Annotated in this window: 19 protein-coding genes and 2 pseudogenes; 1 reads left to right on the plus strand and 20 read right to left on the minus strand. The window is 42.8% G+C overall.

Translation table 11 applies throughout. From position 1 onward, the window contains the following. Positions 1-2: 2 nt before the first annotated feature. From ACSNJE_RS08240 to ACSNJE_RS08250, 3 genes are read right to left on the minus strand one after another with little or no spacing between them, the layout of a single operon-like run. Positions 3-725 (minus strand): ABC transporter ATP-binding protein, encoded by a 723-nt coding sequence (locus ACSNJE_RS08240; RefSeq protein WP_474774572.1) that lies wholly within the window; start codon positions 723-725, stop codon positions 3-5. Then, a complete protein-coding gene (locus tag ACSNJE_RS08245) occupies positions 718-1380 on the minus strand; it encodes an ABC transporter ATP-binding protein (RefSeq protein ID WP_474774573.1) in 663 nt (220 codons plus the stop codon). The genes ACSNJE_RS08240 and ACSNJE_RS08245 overlap by 8 nt, the downstream gene beginning before the upstream one ends. Beyond that, positions 1380-2054, minus strand: coding sequence for a hypothetical protein (locus tag ACSNJE_RS08250; RefSeq protein ID WP_474774574.1), 675 nt, complete (start codon positions 2052-2054; stop codon positions 1380-1382). Before ACSNJE_RS08250 ends, ACSNJE_RS08245 begins: the two co-directional genes overlap by 1 nt. Positions 2055-2361: 307 nt before the next feature. Between ACSNJE_RS08250 and ACSNJE_RS08255 the strand changes: the two genes are divergently transcribed. Beyond that, the gene (locus ACSNJE_RS08255; protein WP_474774575.1) at positions 2362-2610 is read left to right on the plus strand and encodes a DedA family protein; all 249 of its coding nucleotides are present in this window, start codon (positions 2362-2364) and stop codon (positions 2608-2610) included. Positions 2611-2705: 95 nt separating this feature from the next. Here ACSNJE_RS08255 and ACSNJE_RS08260 read toward each other — a convergent pair whose 3' ends face one another. The 17 genes and pseudogenes from ACSNJE_RS08260 to ACSNJE_RS08340 form a co-directional block, all read right to left on the minus strand. Continuing rightward, positions 2706-3950: a purple acid phosphatase family protein gene (locus tag ACSNJE_RS08260; RefSeq protein ID WP_474774576.1), complete on the minus strand. Its 1245-nt coding sequence runs from the start codon at positions 3948-3950 to the stop codon at positions 2706-2708. A gap of 108 nt (positions 3951-4058) precedes the next feature. Continuing rightward, a complete protein-coding gene (locus ACSNJE_RS08265) occupies positions 4059-5375 on the minus strand; it encodes a polysaccharide deacetylase family protein (RefSeq protein ID WP_495252424.1) in 1317 nt (438 codons plus the stop codon). 13 nt (positions 5376-5388) lie between these two features. Beyond that, a complete protein-coding gene (locus ACSNJE_RS08270) occupies positions 5389-6564 on the minus strand; it encodes an MFS transporter (protein WP_495252425.1) in 1176 nt (391 codons plus the stop codon). A 4-nt stretch (positions 6565-6568) separates the two neighbouring features. Then, entirely contained in the window at positions 6569-7720 is a 1152-nt protein-coding gene (locus ACSNJE_RS08275) for an MGDG synthase family glycosyltransferase (RefSeq protein ID WP_495252426.1), read from the minus strand. Between the two features lie 112 nt (positions 7721-7832). After that, positions 7833-8154: pseudogene (locus tag ACSNJE_RS08280) on the minus strand (VTT domain-containing protein); the annotation flags it as partial. 44 nt (positions 8155-8198) lie between these two features. Continuing rightward, positions 8199-8702, minus strand: coding sequence for a phosphatase PAP2 family protein (locus tag ACSNJE_RS08285; protein ID WP_052217925.1), 504 nt, complete (start codon positions 8700-8702; stop codon positions 8199-8201). An 897-nt stretch (positions 8703-9599) separates the two neighbouring features. Next, positions 9600-9677, minus strand: a pseudogene (locus ACSNJE_RS08290) (hypothetical protein); the annotation flags it as partial. Next, positions 9652-9816 (minus strand): hypothetical protein, encoded by a 165-nt coding sequence (locus tag ACSNJE_RS08295; RefSeq protein WP_495252427.1) that lies wholly within the window; start codon positions 9814-9816, stop codon positions 9652-9654. The pseudogene ACSNJE_RS08290 and the gene ACSNJE_RS08295, both read right to left, overlap by 26 nt. Before the next feature lie 278 nt (positions 9817-10094). Continuing rightward, a complete protein-coding gene (locus ACSNJE_RS08300) occupies positions 10095-10574 on the minus strand; it encodes a PBECR3 domain-containing polyvalent protein (protein ID WP_495252428.1) in 480 nt (159 codons plus the stop codon). Positions 10575-11037: 463 nt separating this feature from the next. After that, on the minus strand, positions 11038-11364 hold the full coding sequence (locus ACSNJE_RS08305; protein WP_474773984.1) for a hypothetical protein: 327 nt from the start codon (positions 11362-11364) through the stop codon (positions 11038-11040). A 654-nt stretch (positions 11365-12018) separates the two neighbouring features. Beyond that, entirely contained in the window at positions 12019-12600 is a 582-nt protein-coding gene (locus tag ACSNJE_RS08310; protein ID WP_495252429.1) for a nuclease-related domain-containing protein, read from the minus strand. Positions 12601-12722: 122 nt separating this feature from the next. Further along, positions 12723-13433 (minus strand): hypothetical protein, encoded by a 711-nt coding sequence (locus ACSNJE_RS08315; protein ID WP_495252430.1) that lies wholly within the window; start codon positions 13431-13433, stop codon positions 12723-12725. Positions 13434-13562: 129 nt separating this feature from the next. Beyond that, positions 13563-15065: a stalk domain-containing protein gene (locus ACSNJE_RS08320; protein ID WP_495252431.1), complete on the minus strand. Its 1503-nt coding sequence runs from the start codon at positions 15063-15065 to the stop codon at positions 13563-13565. A 154-nt stretch (positions 15066-15219) separates the two neighbouring features. Beyond that, on the minus strand, positions 15220-15489 hold the full coding sequence (locus ACSNJE_RS08325; protein WP_495252432.1) for a hypothetical protein: 270 nt from the start codon (positions 15487-15489) through the stop codon (positions 15220-15222). Beyond that, positions 15489-15869 carry a hypothetical protein gene (locus ACSNJE_RS08330; RefSeq protein WP_495252433.1) on the minus strand — a complete coding sequence of 127 codons (381 nt, stop codon included), beginning with the start codon at positions 15867-15869 and terminating at the stop codon, positions 15489-15491. The genes ACSNJE_RS08325 and ACSNJE_RS08330 overlap by 1 nt, the downstream gene beginning before the upstream one ends. Then, complete coding sequence (locus tag ACSNJE_RS08335) at positions 15850-16800, minus strand: ADP-ribosylglycohydrolase family protein (protein WP_495252434.1); 951 nt, start codon at positions 16798-16800, stop codon at positions 15850-15852. Before ACSNJE_RS08335 ends, ACSNJE_RS08330 begins: the two co-directional genes overlap by 20 nt. Positions 16801-16956: 156 nt before the next feature. After that, entirely contained in the window at positions 16957-17664 is a 708-nt protein-coding gene (locus ACSNJE_RS08340; RefSeq protein WP_495252435.1) for a 3'-5' exoribonuclease YhaM family protein, read from the minus strand. Positions 17665-17666: the final 2 nt, after the last annotated feature.

Below are 17666 nucleotides of genomic sequence, written 5' to 3' on the forward strand. Positions count from 1 at the left end.
CTTCAACAATGCTGACGCACCTCCAGTCTCCCATGTTCCATATACCATACAGTTTTCATGCGCCTTGCTACTGTCATGTCATGAGTTGCTATTACAAGAGCTGTATCTGTACCTTCAATGGAAGCAAGAAGAAGGTCAAGCAAATGCTGTCCGGTTGTTTGGTCCAACTGGCCCGTTGGTTCATCGGCAAGAATAACTTTTGGCTGGCGTACTATTGCCCGCGCCGCAGCGACCCTTTGGGCCTGCCCCCCTGATAATTCTTCAGGTAGTTTGTTCGCCAGATTTTCGAGAGATAATTTTTTTAGTGCATTGAAAGCTGCTTCATCAGCCTCCTCCTCCCCAACATGACTAAGCAGAAGTGGTATTTTCACATTATCTATGCAGTTTAACGGTTCCAAAAGACTTTCAGTTTGAAAAATAAATCCTATTTTCTCGGGCCGAAGGGCATGCCGCGGCCCCAGAGCCGGCCACGTAATTGTACCAGACGTTGGGAGCTCAATTCCTCCCATGACCTGTAACAGGGTCGATTTACCGCTTCCCGACGGCCCAACAACAGCAATCCGGTCTCCTGGATGTAATTGGCAGGATACGGCATTCAGCGCAACTACCGAATTGTTGCCTTTTTTGTAAATACAGCTTATATCTTTTGCGCTGATAAATATTTCCCCCTGAATACCAGTCACTTCAAGATTACTGGAAGCCTGTGCCAACGTTTGTCTAGCCATCGACAACCCTCCCATCTCTTAAGTGCACGATTCTGTTGGCATAGGACGCCAGAGTCTCGCTATGGGTTACGACAAGAATCGCACACCGTTCATTTCGCACACTATCAAGGAGGTTTATTATATGTTTTTCGGTTTCGCTGTCCACTTCTCCTGTTGGCTCATCAGCAAGCAGTATTGACGGGTTGGTAGACAACGCCACTGCCATGCCGGCTCTTGCGGCTTCCCCGCCGGAGAGTTCCTCAGGATAGGCCGAGCGACGGTGGCTGATTCCAGTCCGGTTAAGAAGGTCGTTCATCCTCTTCCTGTCGCCCCTGTGAGTTAAACTCATTTGTAGCAGAATATTTTCCTCTACGGTCAGATGCTCAAACAAATTTCCGGACTGCAGGAGAATCCCAATTTCTGCAGATCGGATGGCAGCCCGTTCCTCCTCCGGTCGGCGCGTTATGCGCTGCCCCATTACTTCCACATAACCACCATCGGGTTCGTCAAGCCCGGCCAGACAGGATAGTAAAGTAGATTTCCCACTTCCGGAAGGGCCCATCACAGCAACAATCTCACCGGCATTTACCTCAAGACTCACACCTCGCAATGCCAGCGTTTCTTCTTCGTTTGAATGATAAAAGCGATAAAGGTCAACAGCGTTTAATAAACCCATTATTTCTCCCACCTGAAACTTTCCGACATTCTTTTCCACTGGTCAACATTGTCAGCTCCAATTGGTGCCCAAAGTTCCAGCCTGGCTAACTTGCCATTTTTGTAATAGAAATAGCTGCTATTATCAAGCCGGACCTGTTTTCCGGTTACAGAGTTTGGTTCGGAGTTTGAAGTATATTTTACGAGAACAGCGGGGCCACCAGGTAGATTAACTCTTTGAATAGTGCTTACCTGTACTGCTCTCTCAGTATTCTTAATGGCAGTTACCTGTTTGGCTTCAATTGTTGCAATGGAAAGCGGTTTTGAAGATTCTTCAGTAGTAACTTTGACTCCGTCCAGTTTATCGGTGAAAACTACATTACCAGCTTGCTCCGTACGTGCCCAGCCTTCGGGAACTTCCAGGGAATACCCCCCCTGTGCTGAACTAAACCTGATAAACACCTGCGAATCAGGAATGTCACCCACAGGGTTCTTTTCCGGTGCTACCGGCTGCTCAGTAGTTGCCTGCGTCTGTTGAGTTTGAGTTTGCGACGGTTTATTGGTAGTAATGGAAGTTTGGGCCACTGGGTTGGATACGCCAGACCTGTTATTGGTATGCGCAGTTGTCTGCTTTCCACAACCCACAATAGCCAGACCTAATACTAAAAGGCTGACCAACTTGAATTTGTTCAACATTCGACATCCTCCTTTTAATGAAATTTCGTCAATTACAATCGACTTTTGTAATTCGGCTCTTTACAATATCTTACTTTTAGTAAATTAAAATAAAATGAGTTATAAATGAAGATTTTTTAATAAAACACCTTTTTCAAACCGAAACCTGTTAATCAAAGATGAAATCTTAATTTTCTTTTCATTGTCAGTTAATCATTATTGGATAATAATTTAATTTGTCGAAAATTGTGAGACCGGAGAATGGATATTGGAATCTGGTTAAAAATAAAATAGTCTACAAAATACTAATTGGGAAAGGACATGAAAGTTGAATTGGTCGGAACATTCTTTAAAAATCGGTATTGAACAATACAAATTACTCGCCATATATCTGACTATGGTGTTGGAAAGCGCCTGTATCTCTATACCGAGTGAGGTGATAATGCCTTATTCCGGGTATCTGGTGGCAGCCGGCAAACTTAGCATGTTAAGCGTAACGTTGGTGGCGGCCTTGGCAAATTTGTCCGGAAGCTGTATAGAATACGCGATTGGTAAGTTTGTGGACCGCCCTTTATAGAAAAATACGGAAAAATACTTTTTGCTATCAAAAAACCACATGTCCAAAGCAGACTTGTGGTTTGACAAGAAGGGTGAAATAACAGTAAATTTTTGTTACTTATTTATCGTATATGTGTCAATGCAGGTTTCATCCTGTTTAACAGATTTTAATGTAAGTTTATTTTTACTTACTTCGGCTATGATGTAATTGGGCTCGTCAGTTGGGTTGTAAAAAAATGTATCCCAACTTTTCCTGGACGAATCTTTATAGTACTTTGAACCGCTTCGACCGGTTATGTAATATATTGTACCTTTAGAAGGGCTTTTAGCCGGTTGACCCCCATACATTGGGTAAGTCCTTGCCACTACATGGTCGTGGCCATTGAAAACCACATCTACATGATATCTGTCAAATATTGGCCCATAAGCTGCCTTTAGATAATTGTTTGCTCTTTTACCTTTGCTGTAGAAAGGAGGTTTATGAAAAAATACAAGTTTCCATGTTTTTTTTGTGTTTTTAAGGTCATTAGCCAACCATGCTTTTTGGGCATTTAAAGCTTTAATTTCTTTTTCTTCGATGTTGTCAAGCATTACAAAATGTGCATCCCCGTAATCAAAAGAGTACGTCAGGCCCTTGGCGCCATCAGGTCCGTTTTGGGGGAGCTTAAACTGCGCGGACCAGAATGCTCTGTTGGTTTCATGATTACCTCTTACAACCATAGCCGGGATAGAATCAATTACTCCTTTGGCGCCTTCAAACCACGCATTCCAATGGGCACTGCTTGTTCCGCGATCTACCAAGTCGCCCACAACTACAAAAAATTTGGCGTCAGGATTAAATTTGTAAGCGCTCCGCACTGTATTCTTCCATGAGGTGTAGTTGCCATCACTCTGGCTGTCCCCAAAAATTAAAAATTTAAAACTCTTTGTAACCAAAGGTTCCGTTTTGAACGAATGAAAACTGCTCCAATTTTTGCCGTCACCGACCCTATATAAATATGTGTTCCCGGGTTCAAGACCGTTCACTGTTGCGTAATCAATGTTAATTCTTCCGGAGTCTGATAAAAGTTGATATACTGTGGCATTGATAGTTCTTGCCTTATATAGGAATGCCGCCCCATCTGACAATTTTGCGTATTGGAGAACACCCTTCTTTACTGAAGCCCCGGTTTTCCATGAAATGGTCTGAGTTTTACCGGGGTCCAGTATCCATGTAAGGGCTATATGGTCCGGAACAAAAGAACTTGTGGCTTGATTAACCGGTTTGTTAGCCGCGGATAATGATGAGCAGGCCGTAAATACCAGAAAAGCCACCAAAATACATAATCTAATAAAGTTAGAAAAAAAGGCTTTTCCCATAAGTCCGTCCTCCTTGACATCCTCCCTGGACTTTGGTCCAGGGGTCTGGAATGTCTACTAGACTTAAATTCCTGCATATCTCAATTATACCATGTGCATTATTCTTGGTTAATGAGACGCTTCATCCCCGGAATGAATTCCGGGGCTTTCGCTCAGATTTTCCAGTAATTCATCATTGGTAGGGAACCATCTTTCGAGCAGCTGTTGTCGGCTGATCCATACAATTTTGGGTTGATCGCCCGGATGTTTACTGCCCCGAACCTTTCGGGTCGGACCATAAATCCACTTAATTACCTTTTGTAGCAAATACACTCCACGTTTGAGCCCCTTAATAGATATGTCTTGCACCGAAAAACCCAAACCTTTAACCCCTCGATTGATCATAGTTAGACCAAAGAAAACCTCAATGTTTTTATATTCGGGGTTCTCGACTATATACCGTGCTAATTCAGGCAATGATTCCTTGGCTAAACGCAATGCCCGCACGGCAGCTTTTTGGATGTCGTTTTCATTGCCCCGCAAGCGCCCGCTTTCAAAATGAATTTCGCCCACTTTATCCCCGGCTTTTGCCAATAACCGTCCGTCACTTGTGTATAGATTCGGGCCTTTATAAATAGTCTTGGACAAGCGCAAAAAATTTGTTGAATTAATTCGTTCCACGTGATATATCCTGGCAAAAAAACGTTCCCATTTCTCCCATAGAGCAAAGACTAACCTTCGCCACCAGGGCCAGTCCGGAAATTCCAACTTTACCAATGGCAGTTTTTGTTCTTCAACAATTTTCCGGCAAATAGTTTTTAGAGCCCGAACGGTATTCTCCGGAGCACCTTTTTCTCCTCCAGCATCATGTAAAACCAGTATTGACCCCTCTTTCGTCTTCCGTAGAATGCTTGACGCAATTTGTTCGGGATTGCGCCTGACCTTCCAGTCATGGCCTTCCACATTCCATAAAACCGCCCGTTTTTTCCGCACTTTTATCCATAACCACGTTACAAGATTAAAAGTTCCCCAAGGTGGACGAACCCATTGGACAGCCGTACCTGTTAAGTTCTCGATGATACTAACACATTCTTCCCAATCGCGCCACGTTTGCATGGGAGACATAAACCAGGCGTACCTGTGGCTATTGGAATGTGCCCCAATCTGATGGCCTCGTTGTTTGATTTCTTTAACTAAATTAGAATACCTGATAGCATTTTCTCCAGTTACAAAAAATGTTGCCTTAACTTTATATTCGTCTAATATATCAAGTATCTGAGGTGTTGTTTCAGAATTAGGGCCGTCGTCAAATGTTATAGCCACACCGGGAGTATACTGGCGCTTCCAGCTTCCGATACCCAACCGGTGTAAAAACATATCAGGAATTACAGTATATGTAGCGCCTATAAATACAATAATAACCAGTAAATAGTAACCCCAATTCATGTAACAACCCCCGCTAACTTTGGTTCGTTAACTTATCCGGACTATGTTCCATAATTAATTTTTCAATATTACCAAAGGCATAAAAAACTGCCACAGAAATAAGGATAAAGGCGCTTACATAGAAGGGTGCCCTGTACCCAAGCGTATCCCATACTTTGCCGCCAATATATGTTCCAACAGCCGTTCCCAAACCTTCAATGGTCATAAAGATGGCCCACATTGTTCCCCTTTTCTCTGCTGAAACTGCCCTAGCCATTAATCCATTCCATGCAGGAAGAATAAAAGAATACGAGATACCCAGAATAGCCCCAACTATTAAAGCCCTTACAACCAATCTCTGCAACGGCAGGAGAATCAAACAAACTGATGCCAACAGAAACCCACCAACAAGCGGTCCTTTAACACCGAGCCTGTCAGCCAATTTTCCCGCAGGAACTAGGAAAAGCACGGTAAAGATTCCTCCGCCGATAAGAAGGTAGTTGAATTGTTCGGGGCTTAGGCCGAATACTTTTTTTGCATATATCACAATAACGGGCATCAATATTCCTACTGACATGGTTTGGACAAACATTCCGGGGTATAGGACTCTGTGTGAAATCAATTCGTGAAATAATTCTTTTAAAAAAACCGACTGTGATAACATCCCTTGATTGATTATCCGTGGCATTTTAATAGCAATTGTTAACAGCAAAGCCAAAGCTAGTAACCCTAGAAGTGTCAGAAAAGAAATTCTATAAGATTTTTCAATCACGAAATTAATAACTACCGGACCAATACCTGCCCCAACCAACCAGGCTATAAACACCTTGCTTAGCGCTTCACCTATTTGTCGGGCAGGCATCTTCGCGGCTATTCCGGAAATTACTACCGGCCATACAGGGGAAATCCCCAACCCGAATAACACCGCACCTAATATAAAGGAATAGGTGTTCCAGCGAAACGTTATAATTGAAATTCCAATACTGGAAACAACTATCCCGGTAATTAATAACCTTTTCCCGCCAAATCTGTCTGTAAGCCAACCTGCCGGGATGCGAAAAATATTATCAAACAGGTAATGTAGTGAAATAGCTGTACCGATTACTTCCATACTAAAACCTGCAACAAACCGTCCATATAACGGCAATATGCTGAAAACAAGCGCTCCGCGTACAAATTCCAATAACCCAAGCACTAATAGAGGAGCCATTTGATCACCCAATCACTGTTTTAATTTTCATTTCATTAACCAAATCCAACATATGTTCTACTGCCCGTTCGGCTGCGCGTCCAGGTATGGCATTCTGTGCCTTATTGCGCATTCTCTCCAATTCTTCAGGATGTTTTAATAAAAAATGAACGATATGCCCTAACTCTTCAAGGCTTTCAGCGGTTTTCCCAGCGCCAATTTTTCGCAGGAAAACAGCGTTCCCCTCTTCCTGGCCGGGAATTGGGCGATAAATCACCAGTGGTAAACGCTTGGTTAATGCTTCGGATACTGTCAATCCCCCTGCCTTTGTAATAATTAAATCTGCGGCTGACATTAACTCTTCCACATTACTTACAAAACCAAAACGGACAATTGGATTACGAGCTTTGTCAACAATTTCATCAATAGATTTATATAATTTATCGTCTTTGCCACAAACTACAATTGACTGCACAGGAAATTCTGATTCCGCAAAAAGTTTACATACATCTTTTAAACTATCTAAAACGCCATAGACTCCTCCCATTATTAACAGTGTCGGCTGGCCAGGGCACAGCCCTAACCGGGAGATTATCTCCGCTCTGTTCAAATAGCGTTCAAAACGAGGACTTACGGGTATCCCCGTAACTTTTATACGAGCCGGGTCAATTCCTCTCAATACCAAACCGTCAAAGACTTCTTTACAACCGACAATATACATATCCACTCCCGGATGAATCCATTGGCTATGCACAACATAATCAGTTATCACTGTCACGAGTGGAACATTCAACCTGTGTTTTAACTTTAATTGTGAAATGACTCCTGCCACTGTAGGATAGGTACATATAATAAGATCAGGTTGTAAAGAACAAATAAGTTTTTCAAAATCTTTTTGCCCCATTTGGTTTAGAAATCGTTGAATTAAAGAATCAGGTGAAACCTTAGCTGTACCGTAGTAAAATTTCCCCCAGAGTTTTGGAGAATACTTGATCATGCCGATATAAACATTTTTAATTACATTGTTAAATGTCTTACTAAGGAACTCTCCGCAATCCAAGTGAGTAACCATGGCATAAGGTTCTCTAATATGAATTGCTTCGATTACTGCCTCCGCCGCCCGTACGTGCCCTGCACCAAAAGTTGCAGAAAAAACAAGTACACGTAAGTTCTTCAAAACTTAAGCCCCCTTCAGTAAGTTTTTTTAATTTACATTTTTGGCCCTGCTCCATTCTTGCCTATACTTTTATTTTTGTATTCGTTTGAAGAACTTCTTTTGGCTTTTATAAAAGCAAAATAATAACCCAAGTAATCCCCCCTAATATGTTATAAGAAACTCCCAATAATTCATCTTTCCTATTCCGGCTACGAAAGGTGCATATGTTCGGATAACCGGAATAAATCTGGCCAAAACAATGGTTTTTCCTCCGTATTTTTTATAAGTATCACCTAATACGGCTGCAATACAAAAAGCACCATTACCCATCCGATATTTAGTGATCCTTGAGCAGAAAACGTTCCTGCTGCAAAAAGGAGCGAATCACCCGGAAGGAACGGTGTAACCACCAATCCTGTTTCAAAAAAGACAATCAGAAATAGGATTAAATAAGTCTATGGCCCCTTTTCCAAGATACTCTGTCTAAATTCATTTCTTTTTATAAACTGAACAAAACTGCTGACCCAATTCCCAGAACTGCCCCGGCTATAACATCTGTGGGATAATGTTGACCCAAATATATCCGTGAGACACCGATTAATACTGCGACTGTTAACAGCACTGGTGCAATGAAAGGATAGTGGATTGATATTACGGTGAATATAGAGAAACTTGCGGCAGTATGTCCCGAAGGAAACGAATAATCTTTCAGAATAAATCCTCGACGAAGTTTAACCCCGGGCAATACCAAATAAGGCCGGGGCCGGGAAACAAATCTTTTGAATAACTGTACCATAAAATGACCAACGGTCAACGAATAAACCGACTCTTTTCCTACACTATTCCCTTGACTGAATACGACTAAACTTATACAAAGCAGTATGGATATAGTGGTTCCTCCTAATATCGTAAAAAAAGACATCACGCCATCCAATACCGGGTTCTTTAGATAGTTGTTAATGTTTCGAAATATCCAATTATCCAGTCGAAGAATGTAGTTCATTTCCTTCACCTCATCATGCCAGCCAGTGTTTACCAAGGACTTCAAAAAACTCTTTTTAATAAGAGATACATTGTGCGACAAAAAAGTTCAGATTTTAAACTCATAATTTTATTGTAGTTGTAAATTGGGTTGAGTCAGATACTTTAGCAACTCCTTCAACTAAAGAAAGTAACTTATTCCGCGCATATTTTTAAAGGTTCATTGCTTTCTAAATATAGTAAATCCGGATAAGCATCCCTTGATAACGCCGGATTATATTTCCCAACTTTTGTTCATAACGTTCAACAACTATCCCCCGCAATACTACCTCATAACCCCAAAATCACAGGTACTGCCAGTGAGTAAAGCCACTTTTTTTGATATTCTTCAGTTTTTCAAACAGACCCATCTTATTCCTCCTCTTAACTTTGTCTTGATTATAACAAGTGAACCTTAAAAATATCTTAAAAAGACCTGTCTTCAAATTTTGATGAAATTCAAATATTTAGAGGGGTGTTTTAATGGGACTACTTTTAATTGAAGATGAAGAAGGTTTAGCCAAAGCAATTTCTTATATTCTTAAGGGAAAGGCTGTGTTTGTTAAAGCCGGTTGTAAAACGGCCCTATAAGACCGAATGAAAATTGACCCTGAGTTACCAAAGTACGGCCCAAGGCCGGAAAAGCCGTCCAAACTTGACCCATTCAAAGATTACCTGAAGGTCCAAATGGCTAAAGCAATTTTCAACTGCAACAGACTTTACCAAGAGCTGAAGTCATTAGGTTGTTCTGGTGGCAAAACCATCTTGGTACAAAAAAACCGGCCATATTTTGGCCGGTTTTGCTATGTCGCAACCTTTTCCCCTCCACTACGCGCGAAAGCCCTGAACATCCGGGCCGTCTCAAACGTTGTTTGGGGCTGAGCATCTCCTGAAATTCCATAATTCCACGGTTGGCTATGTTTAATTCCCCGTCAAACCTGTAAGCTCTGGGGTCCGACATTGTAAACCCTGGCATGAGCTAACCGGCAAATTTCGGGCCGTTCCTGTACCAGATTCAGGTAATCCGCAAAAGTCCCTTCCCAGTATAGGGCTTTTTCTTGTTCCTGGTACTGCCTCAAATCCCTGAGAATATCCATGCACGTCCCTCCACATTTTTACTGCCAACCTCAACTTTAACCCTGAATAATTATATGCATTTTTATTATCAAAGAAGACTTTGCGGGCAATCTTAAGTTTACCGCTTGATTGTTAATATGCGGAGAGTTGAGTTAAGTTCACCTGTTTTTGCCTGCCCGCAGTTTTTATTTTGTTTGCCTGATTAGAACCCCACCTTACAAAAAAACGTCTAAAATGAAGTCTCCTTTCGAAAAAAAGAAAACCAGCAGACATCTTCCGCTGGTTTAGGTTGGGGCTATTATGGTAAAACGAGAGGGATGATTTTACTCATCCCTCTCAACCGCTTCGGAGTTGACGGCAGACGGTAAACCCTGCATCTCTTTTGACCACACGGGCGCGTGGGGAACCTTTCCCACCTCATCAACTCCGTTATTATTATATCACGCCTGATGCGACTATCTACTTTAACCCAAGAAACCCTATAAAAACTTGAAACAAATACCTCCGATCTGTCATCACTTTTGTATTTCCCAACATAATCCGGATTTTCAACAATTTCCTGTAACCTGTCAAAATATAATTCAAAGTCAACCGGATGCTCTTCTTTAATGTGTTTAATAGCACTAGGAGATATTTTAACAAGCCGACTAGACAAAGAAAGTTCTATTAAATCAACTACCTTTTGTGGTAACTCTCCTATACTTTGATTTATTACAATACTTAACAATACTTTGCCATAAAAATGTAAGATCGAAAACCCGATCCTATCCCCCCACAAAAACCCAAAGGGAGATGCGATAACCTCTCCCTCATTGTTTACGGTTCTCTGTCTTCGGAATTTAATTCTTCTAAAAACTGTTTTTCATATTTGTGCCACCAAACTTGAGGTGGTACATGCCCCCACTCATAATTTGTATAATTTCAGCATCAACTTTCAGTTTGCGTAATCCTATCACGTTTGAAGTAAAAAATTGTCCTGTTACAGTTCTCGGTCCGGTTGTCAATTTAACTCACCCTTAAATCTTTAATATATACTCATTTTACCATACTAAGTCTACGAGTGCATCTTTAACCGGATAATCGATTGCTTGGCAGAAGGATGCTGCTGTTCGGCTGTATTTTGTCTAACCACCAAAGTCAGGTAACTTGGGCAATTTCTTGCCATTTATGCCGAGTAAAAACAATAAAATGGTTCCGTCCCTTACGGGGTTAAGGAAGTTCAAACTTTGAAATTTTAAATCTTATTCAACGTTCAGGATATACCTTTGAACATCGGCATCTGTTTTTATTAAATCAGGATCTGGGGTCCATAACCTATCGACAATTTTCTGGAAATTGTTAAGATTGGCTTTCTCAATTCGATAAACTACTCCTTGAGTATCTATAAATTCAAATGCGTCATCCGTGTCTAACACCAATTTACCGATGTCCCGTGAACAATATTTCACTCCGTCATACCATGATATTGTTTTAGAGTTACCAGGATGAATTCGTACATCAACTGCAATACTTACATTTCTGTCAACACTTAATATTACATATGCTGTCTCTTGATTAAATACCATCATTCTCACCTTCTTTCCTTTTAACTATGGCCGGCAAAGCCAACCTCTCGTTCGTGTCAGTGACAGTTGGCAGTTGACAGTTGGCAGTTGGCAGTTGACAGTTGAGATAAGGAAGATCAAACTTTGGCAAAGGCAAATATATCATTTTCGGCAACCCAAATTTCCGTCCCCTTACGGGGATAAATGATGTCGGTTACCAGAACAACCTCTCCCGAACCAGGGAGATTTTTTTCGATACCCCGGCACAGTGCCCGCTAGTCAACAAACTGGCTACCCACTGCCTGCTTTACGGCTGCCAGGCCAAGAAGGAGCATATTGACGATGAGGTGGTCAGGTTGGCCGCGCCGATGAAGCGGCTATTTAGGTTACCGGACAGCCGGTCCGCAGCAATGGTTGCGGCCGGTTTTCAATTTGTTTTAGAGTGCTAAAAAAACGTGATATTATGCAAAACGGTCAAAACTTTTACCAAAACAATCTGCAAAAATTGGCCATTCATGCGGCTGCTGGTGCTGATTTGTTCTGCAAAAACGATGCTAAATTAATTTGCACAACCACAATTAACTCTTCGTTTTGGTTATAGGTAACAATGTTTCAACCACATTATTAACCTGTTCTGGCGTCAAGGATGTTGACGTTGAATTAATTGTTTGCAATATTTCATGAGTATGAATTACCGGTATTTTGGGGGAATGGACTTTTAGGTTTGTATCCAACAACGATGGTTTTGATAAAGAAATCGCCGGCCTTTTTTTCGCTTATAAACTTATTTAATGCAATAGAGTGGACTATCCCCTGTTTTACAGGGTTATAAAAAGGCCGCTTGCGAAAATAGCCTTTATCATCTTTATATACCTGGGACCATTCCTTATTCTCGGCGTTACCGTATATCTGACCGTAATAATTTTTGGTTTCTACCGTGTAAATTCCACCGGGGCCAACAATAATATGGTCAATCTGAGCACCATTAACCTTAAGGTCATTAAAAATGTACCAATCATCAGGTAATTGATTAAGGATAGCGGTTACTTTACTTTCTCCAATTGCACCCTTCAAGAAAGCCAAACCCTTGGACAGAAACCCTCCCCCGACGGTAATTAAAACGACAGGAACCATCAGAACAGCAATTCCAGACAATACAAATCCAGAAAGAAGTCCGCCGATTACACCTATAACCCCTAAGATCAAATAATACTTTGCCTGCACATTTAGGCTTTTTTGCTGTGACACTATCTTAGCCATGACAAAATAACCTTCTTTATTACTTTTTCTTCATTTCATCTTTAAATTTTTTTATCAAGAACAGTTTTGAAAAATTCAAATGGATGATTCTTCGTACATATCACATCCGCAAAAGGACTAAGTTATGTATTTACGCTAACAGAATAAGTCAGAAACATTAAAGATGGGTAGATTTCTAACCTGTTACTGAACTTCTCTGGCTTAAGAAGGCTCTTATGCAACAACCATAAACCACTCCAATTAGGACGAGGATTTAAGGAAGATATAACATTATCAAACAAGATCTTAGCATGTTCCTTGGTCTGATACCTCAAACAATTCTTTGTAGCGCCTCCGCTATAAGAAGGCAGTATTAGAATAACTGACTTAACCAGGCTCTCACCTTTAGACACAAAATTTTGATGCTCCGACCGACTAATGCTATTAATTTGATTTATCGCTTGCCCCCAAAGGTATGAGGTCTTTTTTCTTGGACTTTGTCTTAAACCGGATTGCCAATGATGTTTTACCTCAATCAAATAAACAGTTGAATTAAACATAACCCAATAATCTACCCAGCCCTGACGTTCTTGACCTTTCATTTGTCTTTTAATGGGTTGTTCAAGAAACGCGGCGTCGGCTGCTTTTTCAACCGAAGGGAACAATACAGAATGGATCTGCTTTTCTTTATATATGAATGGTAACTCTTTAGTAGCGTTAAAATATTTTCCCGATGTCATGACGAAATTTCGGAATACATCACTTAAAAATCTTTTGGTATTCCTCATTCCTGGTCCATTCTGAAGTTCGCTATCAGTCAAAATATGACCCAACCCAGGTACAACTTCCCACATATTAGCACTCCCTTTTCCCATTTATAATTTGCTTCTCGAAACTGAGTTTTTTAAATTTAACTTAGGGGCTGCTGAACAGGCACCGAAGGTCTCTACATAGCCGGTTCATACAGCCAAAAATAGCATCTGTTATGGCTGCGACCATGTCCCGATATAAATTTTCCCGTCAGTGATGGTAGCCCCAATAGGGATCCATGTTACCAGCCATCCATTGTCAGTAAATTCGATATGCTCGGGCGAAAATGCATAAGGGTATTGATCAAAATAATCCTGGAGCATAAAAACTACCATTGCATCTCCTTCAGGGTATCTGTCAGCCATTTCCCCGGACACTTCTTCTAACCAATCCTTCACATCCTGGTCATAACCGTCTGTCACCGCATTAATGAAACCTGAAAAACCACCTGCACCCATCATCAGGCTTAAACATGGGACCTCGTCATAGTCTCCGACCCAATCCAGGGTGACTTCAGAAATCACAGCCGTATATCCGCCCATTGAACGTTTACCGTATTTTTCAAAGATATAATCCACAAACTCCTGGTCTGTCATCCGTGCCACACTACCGCCCGTGCTGCCGGTTGTTCCACTCAGTTCGTTGAGGGGAACGCTCAGTGTGCCGTCAAACATATTCTTAACTTCATTAATGGGAATTGCCAGGTTCAGATTCTGGCCCTGAGTAAAACCGGCGGAGTTAATGCCGATAACCTCACCCGCCATGTTAAACAGGGGACCGCCGCTGCTGCCGGGGGAGATGGGGGCTGTGATCTGGATATACTCCTGGTTCTCAACAACCCTGTTTAAGGAACTGATTATCCCGTCCGACACGGTGTTCTGCAGTCCCAGCGGATTGCCTATGGCCACCACTTTCTCACCGGCCATGCATTTGGACGAATCCCCTATTTTCAGTGCCGTAAGGCCGGTGGCATCTATTTTTAAAACAGCGATATCCCGTTGTTCATTGTAACTCGTTATATATTTAACGTTGAAAGTCCTTCCGTCCTCAAATCTCACAGTTGCGGAGGAAGCCCCATCAATAACGTGGTAATTCGTGGCGATGACGCCGTTTTCCCGGACCACAAAGCCGCTGCCAAACCCGAGAGGCCTTCCGCCGCTGTCAAATGTTGAAATCAGGACAACTGATGAAGAATTCTTTGCTATGTCACTGACCTGCAGGTTGCCCTGGACATTCGTTGTGGTGGTTCCGGGAGCCACACTGTCTATGTATATGCTCCATGTCTTGGCGTCCCATTTCACGGTGGCGCCGAGAGATTCGGAAACAAACCGGAGTGGGACCATGGTCCTGCCATTTATAATCTGTGACGGGATCGCCAGCGACACTTGCCTCCCATTCACATATGCCACAGTCTGGCCGATAGTCAGGCTTATTATGGTATCATCCTTGGTAGCCGTAACTGTCATGGTCTGGTCGTCCCAGTCTATGCTCGCCCCCAGTTGCTCAAAGATAGCCCGCATAGGTACGATTGTGGTACCTTTTTGGATAATTGGTGCCGGGTTGTAGGTCTGGGCCTGCCCGTTAATGTATACCGTTATGTTGGCTGCAAAAGCCGCACTGGCCGCAACCAATATAATCAGAACGGTCGCCAGAAACGCGATGTGGTATTTCCTCACTGCAACCACCCCCTGCAAACAACTTATATTTTCCAAACCAAACACGCCATTTAGTCTTGTGATTACAAAAAAATTAACAAGCAAATTTTTTTGATTTATTTCTCCAATATTCTTCACGATGGAAATTTTCCCCTGCAAAATATCGGAAATATTACTACTTCCCATCAATCACACTTTCCGGATCCAACTTAATCTTTTTTACCTGATTTTCCGGTATTTCAACGGAAGTGTCATCCTGTTGGGGGGCAAACCCCTTTTCTTTGTCCATTTCTTTCACCGGTTTTACCTTTGAAAGGACATCCGAAGCCGAAACGTCCCCTTTTCCCTCATCAAGGAGGTCAAACCAAGGTAATCCCCACTCCGTATAAGTTTTCGCCGAAATTGGCGTTGGTGGCGGCTCCAATCCAGTTATATCACGAAACATCATCCATCCAGCCAGGGCTGGTCCGGGCAAACTATGTAATCCTGTTCTTCATCCTTAAGTTCCTGGTCCCACTCTTTTCCCGATATTGCATTGATTTTGCCGACTGCAATTTTGACAGCATTCGGTCTCCAGTATGCCCCACGGAAATTAAGCCACAAAGCCTCCCTTTGGTACATCGGGATAAATACACCTCCGTGTTCCCGCCAAGTTGCCGGGACTTTATCTTTGTAGTCCTCAACCCTGAATATAGGAAACTGCCCCAACCCCGGCGGTAGCGGGTATGTATTACCATCATCCGAAATCCTTAGCGTACGCTGAAAATCAACGGAAAAATGTTTCCCGATCTGAAGCGAATTGTTTCTAACCCTTACTTTCAACATGATTTTCCCCCCAACATAAATGGAATAATTTTTCGGCATACAACTCAATCAAATCGCGTTTTACAATCTTATCCCTCCACTCTCCCGGAATACCCCCTTCACCGTAACAGGCGCCGGCCAACTGCCCATATATTGCCCCGGTCGTGTCGGCATCATCACCAAGGTTTACCGCCAACAGCGCCCCTTCGCGAAAAGACGTGCTGTGATAGAATGCCCACAATGCCGCTTCCAAAGATTCCGCGACATATCCGGTCCCCTTTATTTTCGGAGGGTTGCGCCTTTTGAAGGAACCACCGGCTATTTCACTTATCGCGGGGTGCAAAGGGTCCTCATCCCATATGCCCGGAACCAGGGCAAAATGGCCGGACAGGATTTCTTCTTTTGAACATCCGTTAAGTGCTCCGACCAATAAAGCCCCCATATAACGGCAACCATCCACTGCCGCTTTGGCACCATGAGTGGTCATGGAACTTTGCCCTGACTTTTTTACTGCTTCCCGGGGGCTATTGGCATAAAACATAGGTACCGGCGCCAAACGCATGATTGAACCATTTCCGGCACTCATGGGATCGGTTGAGCCACAATACGGCTTTCCGGACCTCTCAAATCTCAGCAAAGCCTTCCGTACCGTGTTCCCGATATCAAAACATCTTCCTGTGCTGCTCAGGTGCCCGTCACGGTACCACATTAAATACCGTTCCATCTGGTCAGTGGTGTCAAAACCCGCTTTGGATATCAGGCTCTCTGCCAGGCACAGGGCCATTGAAGTGTCGTCCGTCCACTCGCCCGGCTTCAGTCCAAACGGGCCGCCGCCAACCATATCACTGATTGGTGTGAATGTCCCCGGTGCCCTGAATTCCAGGGCAGTCCCGAGGGCGTCACCCACTGCCAGTCCCAGCAGGCACCCGCGATAACGTTCAGTCATGTCCATGTGCTTTTCCCTCCCCTGCGGTATCATCCACAAAAATAGACCTTTCCAGTGACTTGTCCCAAGGACTCCACCGGCTGCCCCGGTATTTTTCTTTTAGATCGCTGAATTTCCACATGTCGGCCTCGATTGCGTCAGCATAATGAACCAGACATGCTTCTATTGTCTTTGGCCGAATGAATTTATTATCTCAAGGCCAAGAACAATATGGCCCAACAGTCTTCCTTTATCAGCAACTTCGATAGAGTATTCAACTTCGTACTCCTCAATTTTCCCAATATCATGGAGCAATGCGCCGGTTATGGCCAGTTCTTTGTTTACGGCCGGATACAAGTTTGCGATATAGCCTGCTATTTTCGCTGTTCTAAGACTGTGTTCCAATAGTCCGCCTATGTACGCCTGGTGGATTGCTTTTGCCGCCGGAACAGTACTGTATTGATGAAAAAGTTCCTTATCATTGATCAGTTCTTCAAGCAGTTGTCTCAGGTAAGGATTAGTCATTGATGATGCCATACCTGCAACATCTTTTTGCATGTTCCCGACGTCCAGGGGGGTGAGGGGTATAAAGTCAGCAGAATCAACTGCTGCCTTATCTATAAGTTCCCATGAACTGATTTGAATTTCAGGGGTACCTGCGAATTCAACTACCTCGCCCTTGCAGCCGACGAACACTTTTTCCGGAAGTTCAAAGTCTTTATCATCTCCGTCCCATATCTTAGCTGCAATTTCTCCGGTCCTGTCACTTAATATCAGGCTTATATACCGACCCGGCTTATTTTTATAATTTAATACTTTTACGGATTTGACGAAAAACAGGTCGTCAACTTTGTCTCCAGATTTGAGGTCAGCAATATATCTGGTTTTCATCA

The organism is Thermincola sp. GK-1, assembly GCF_059412445.1.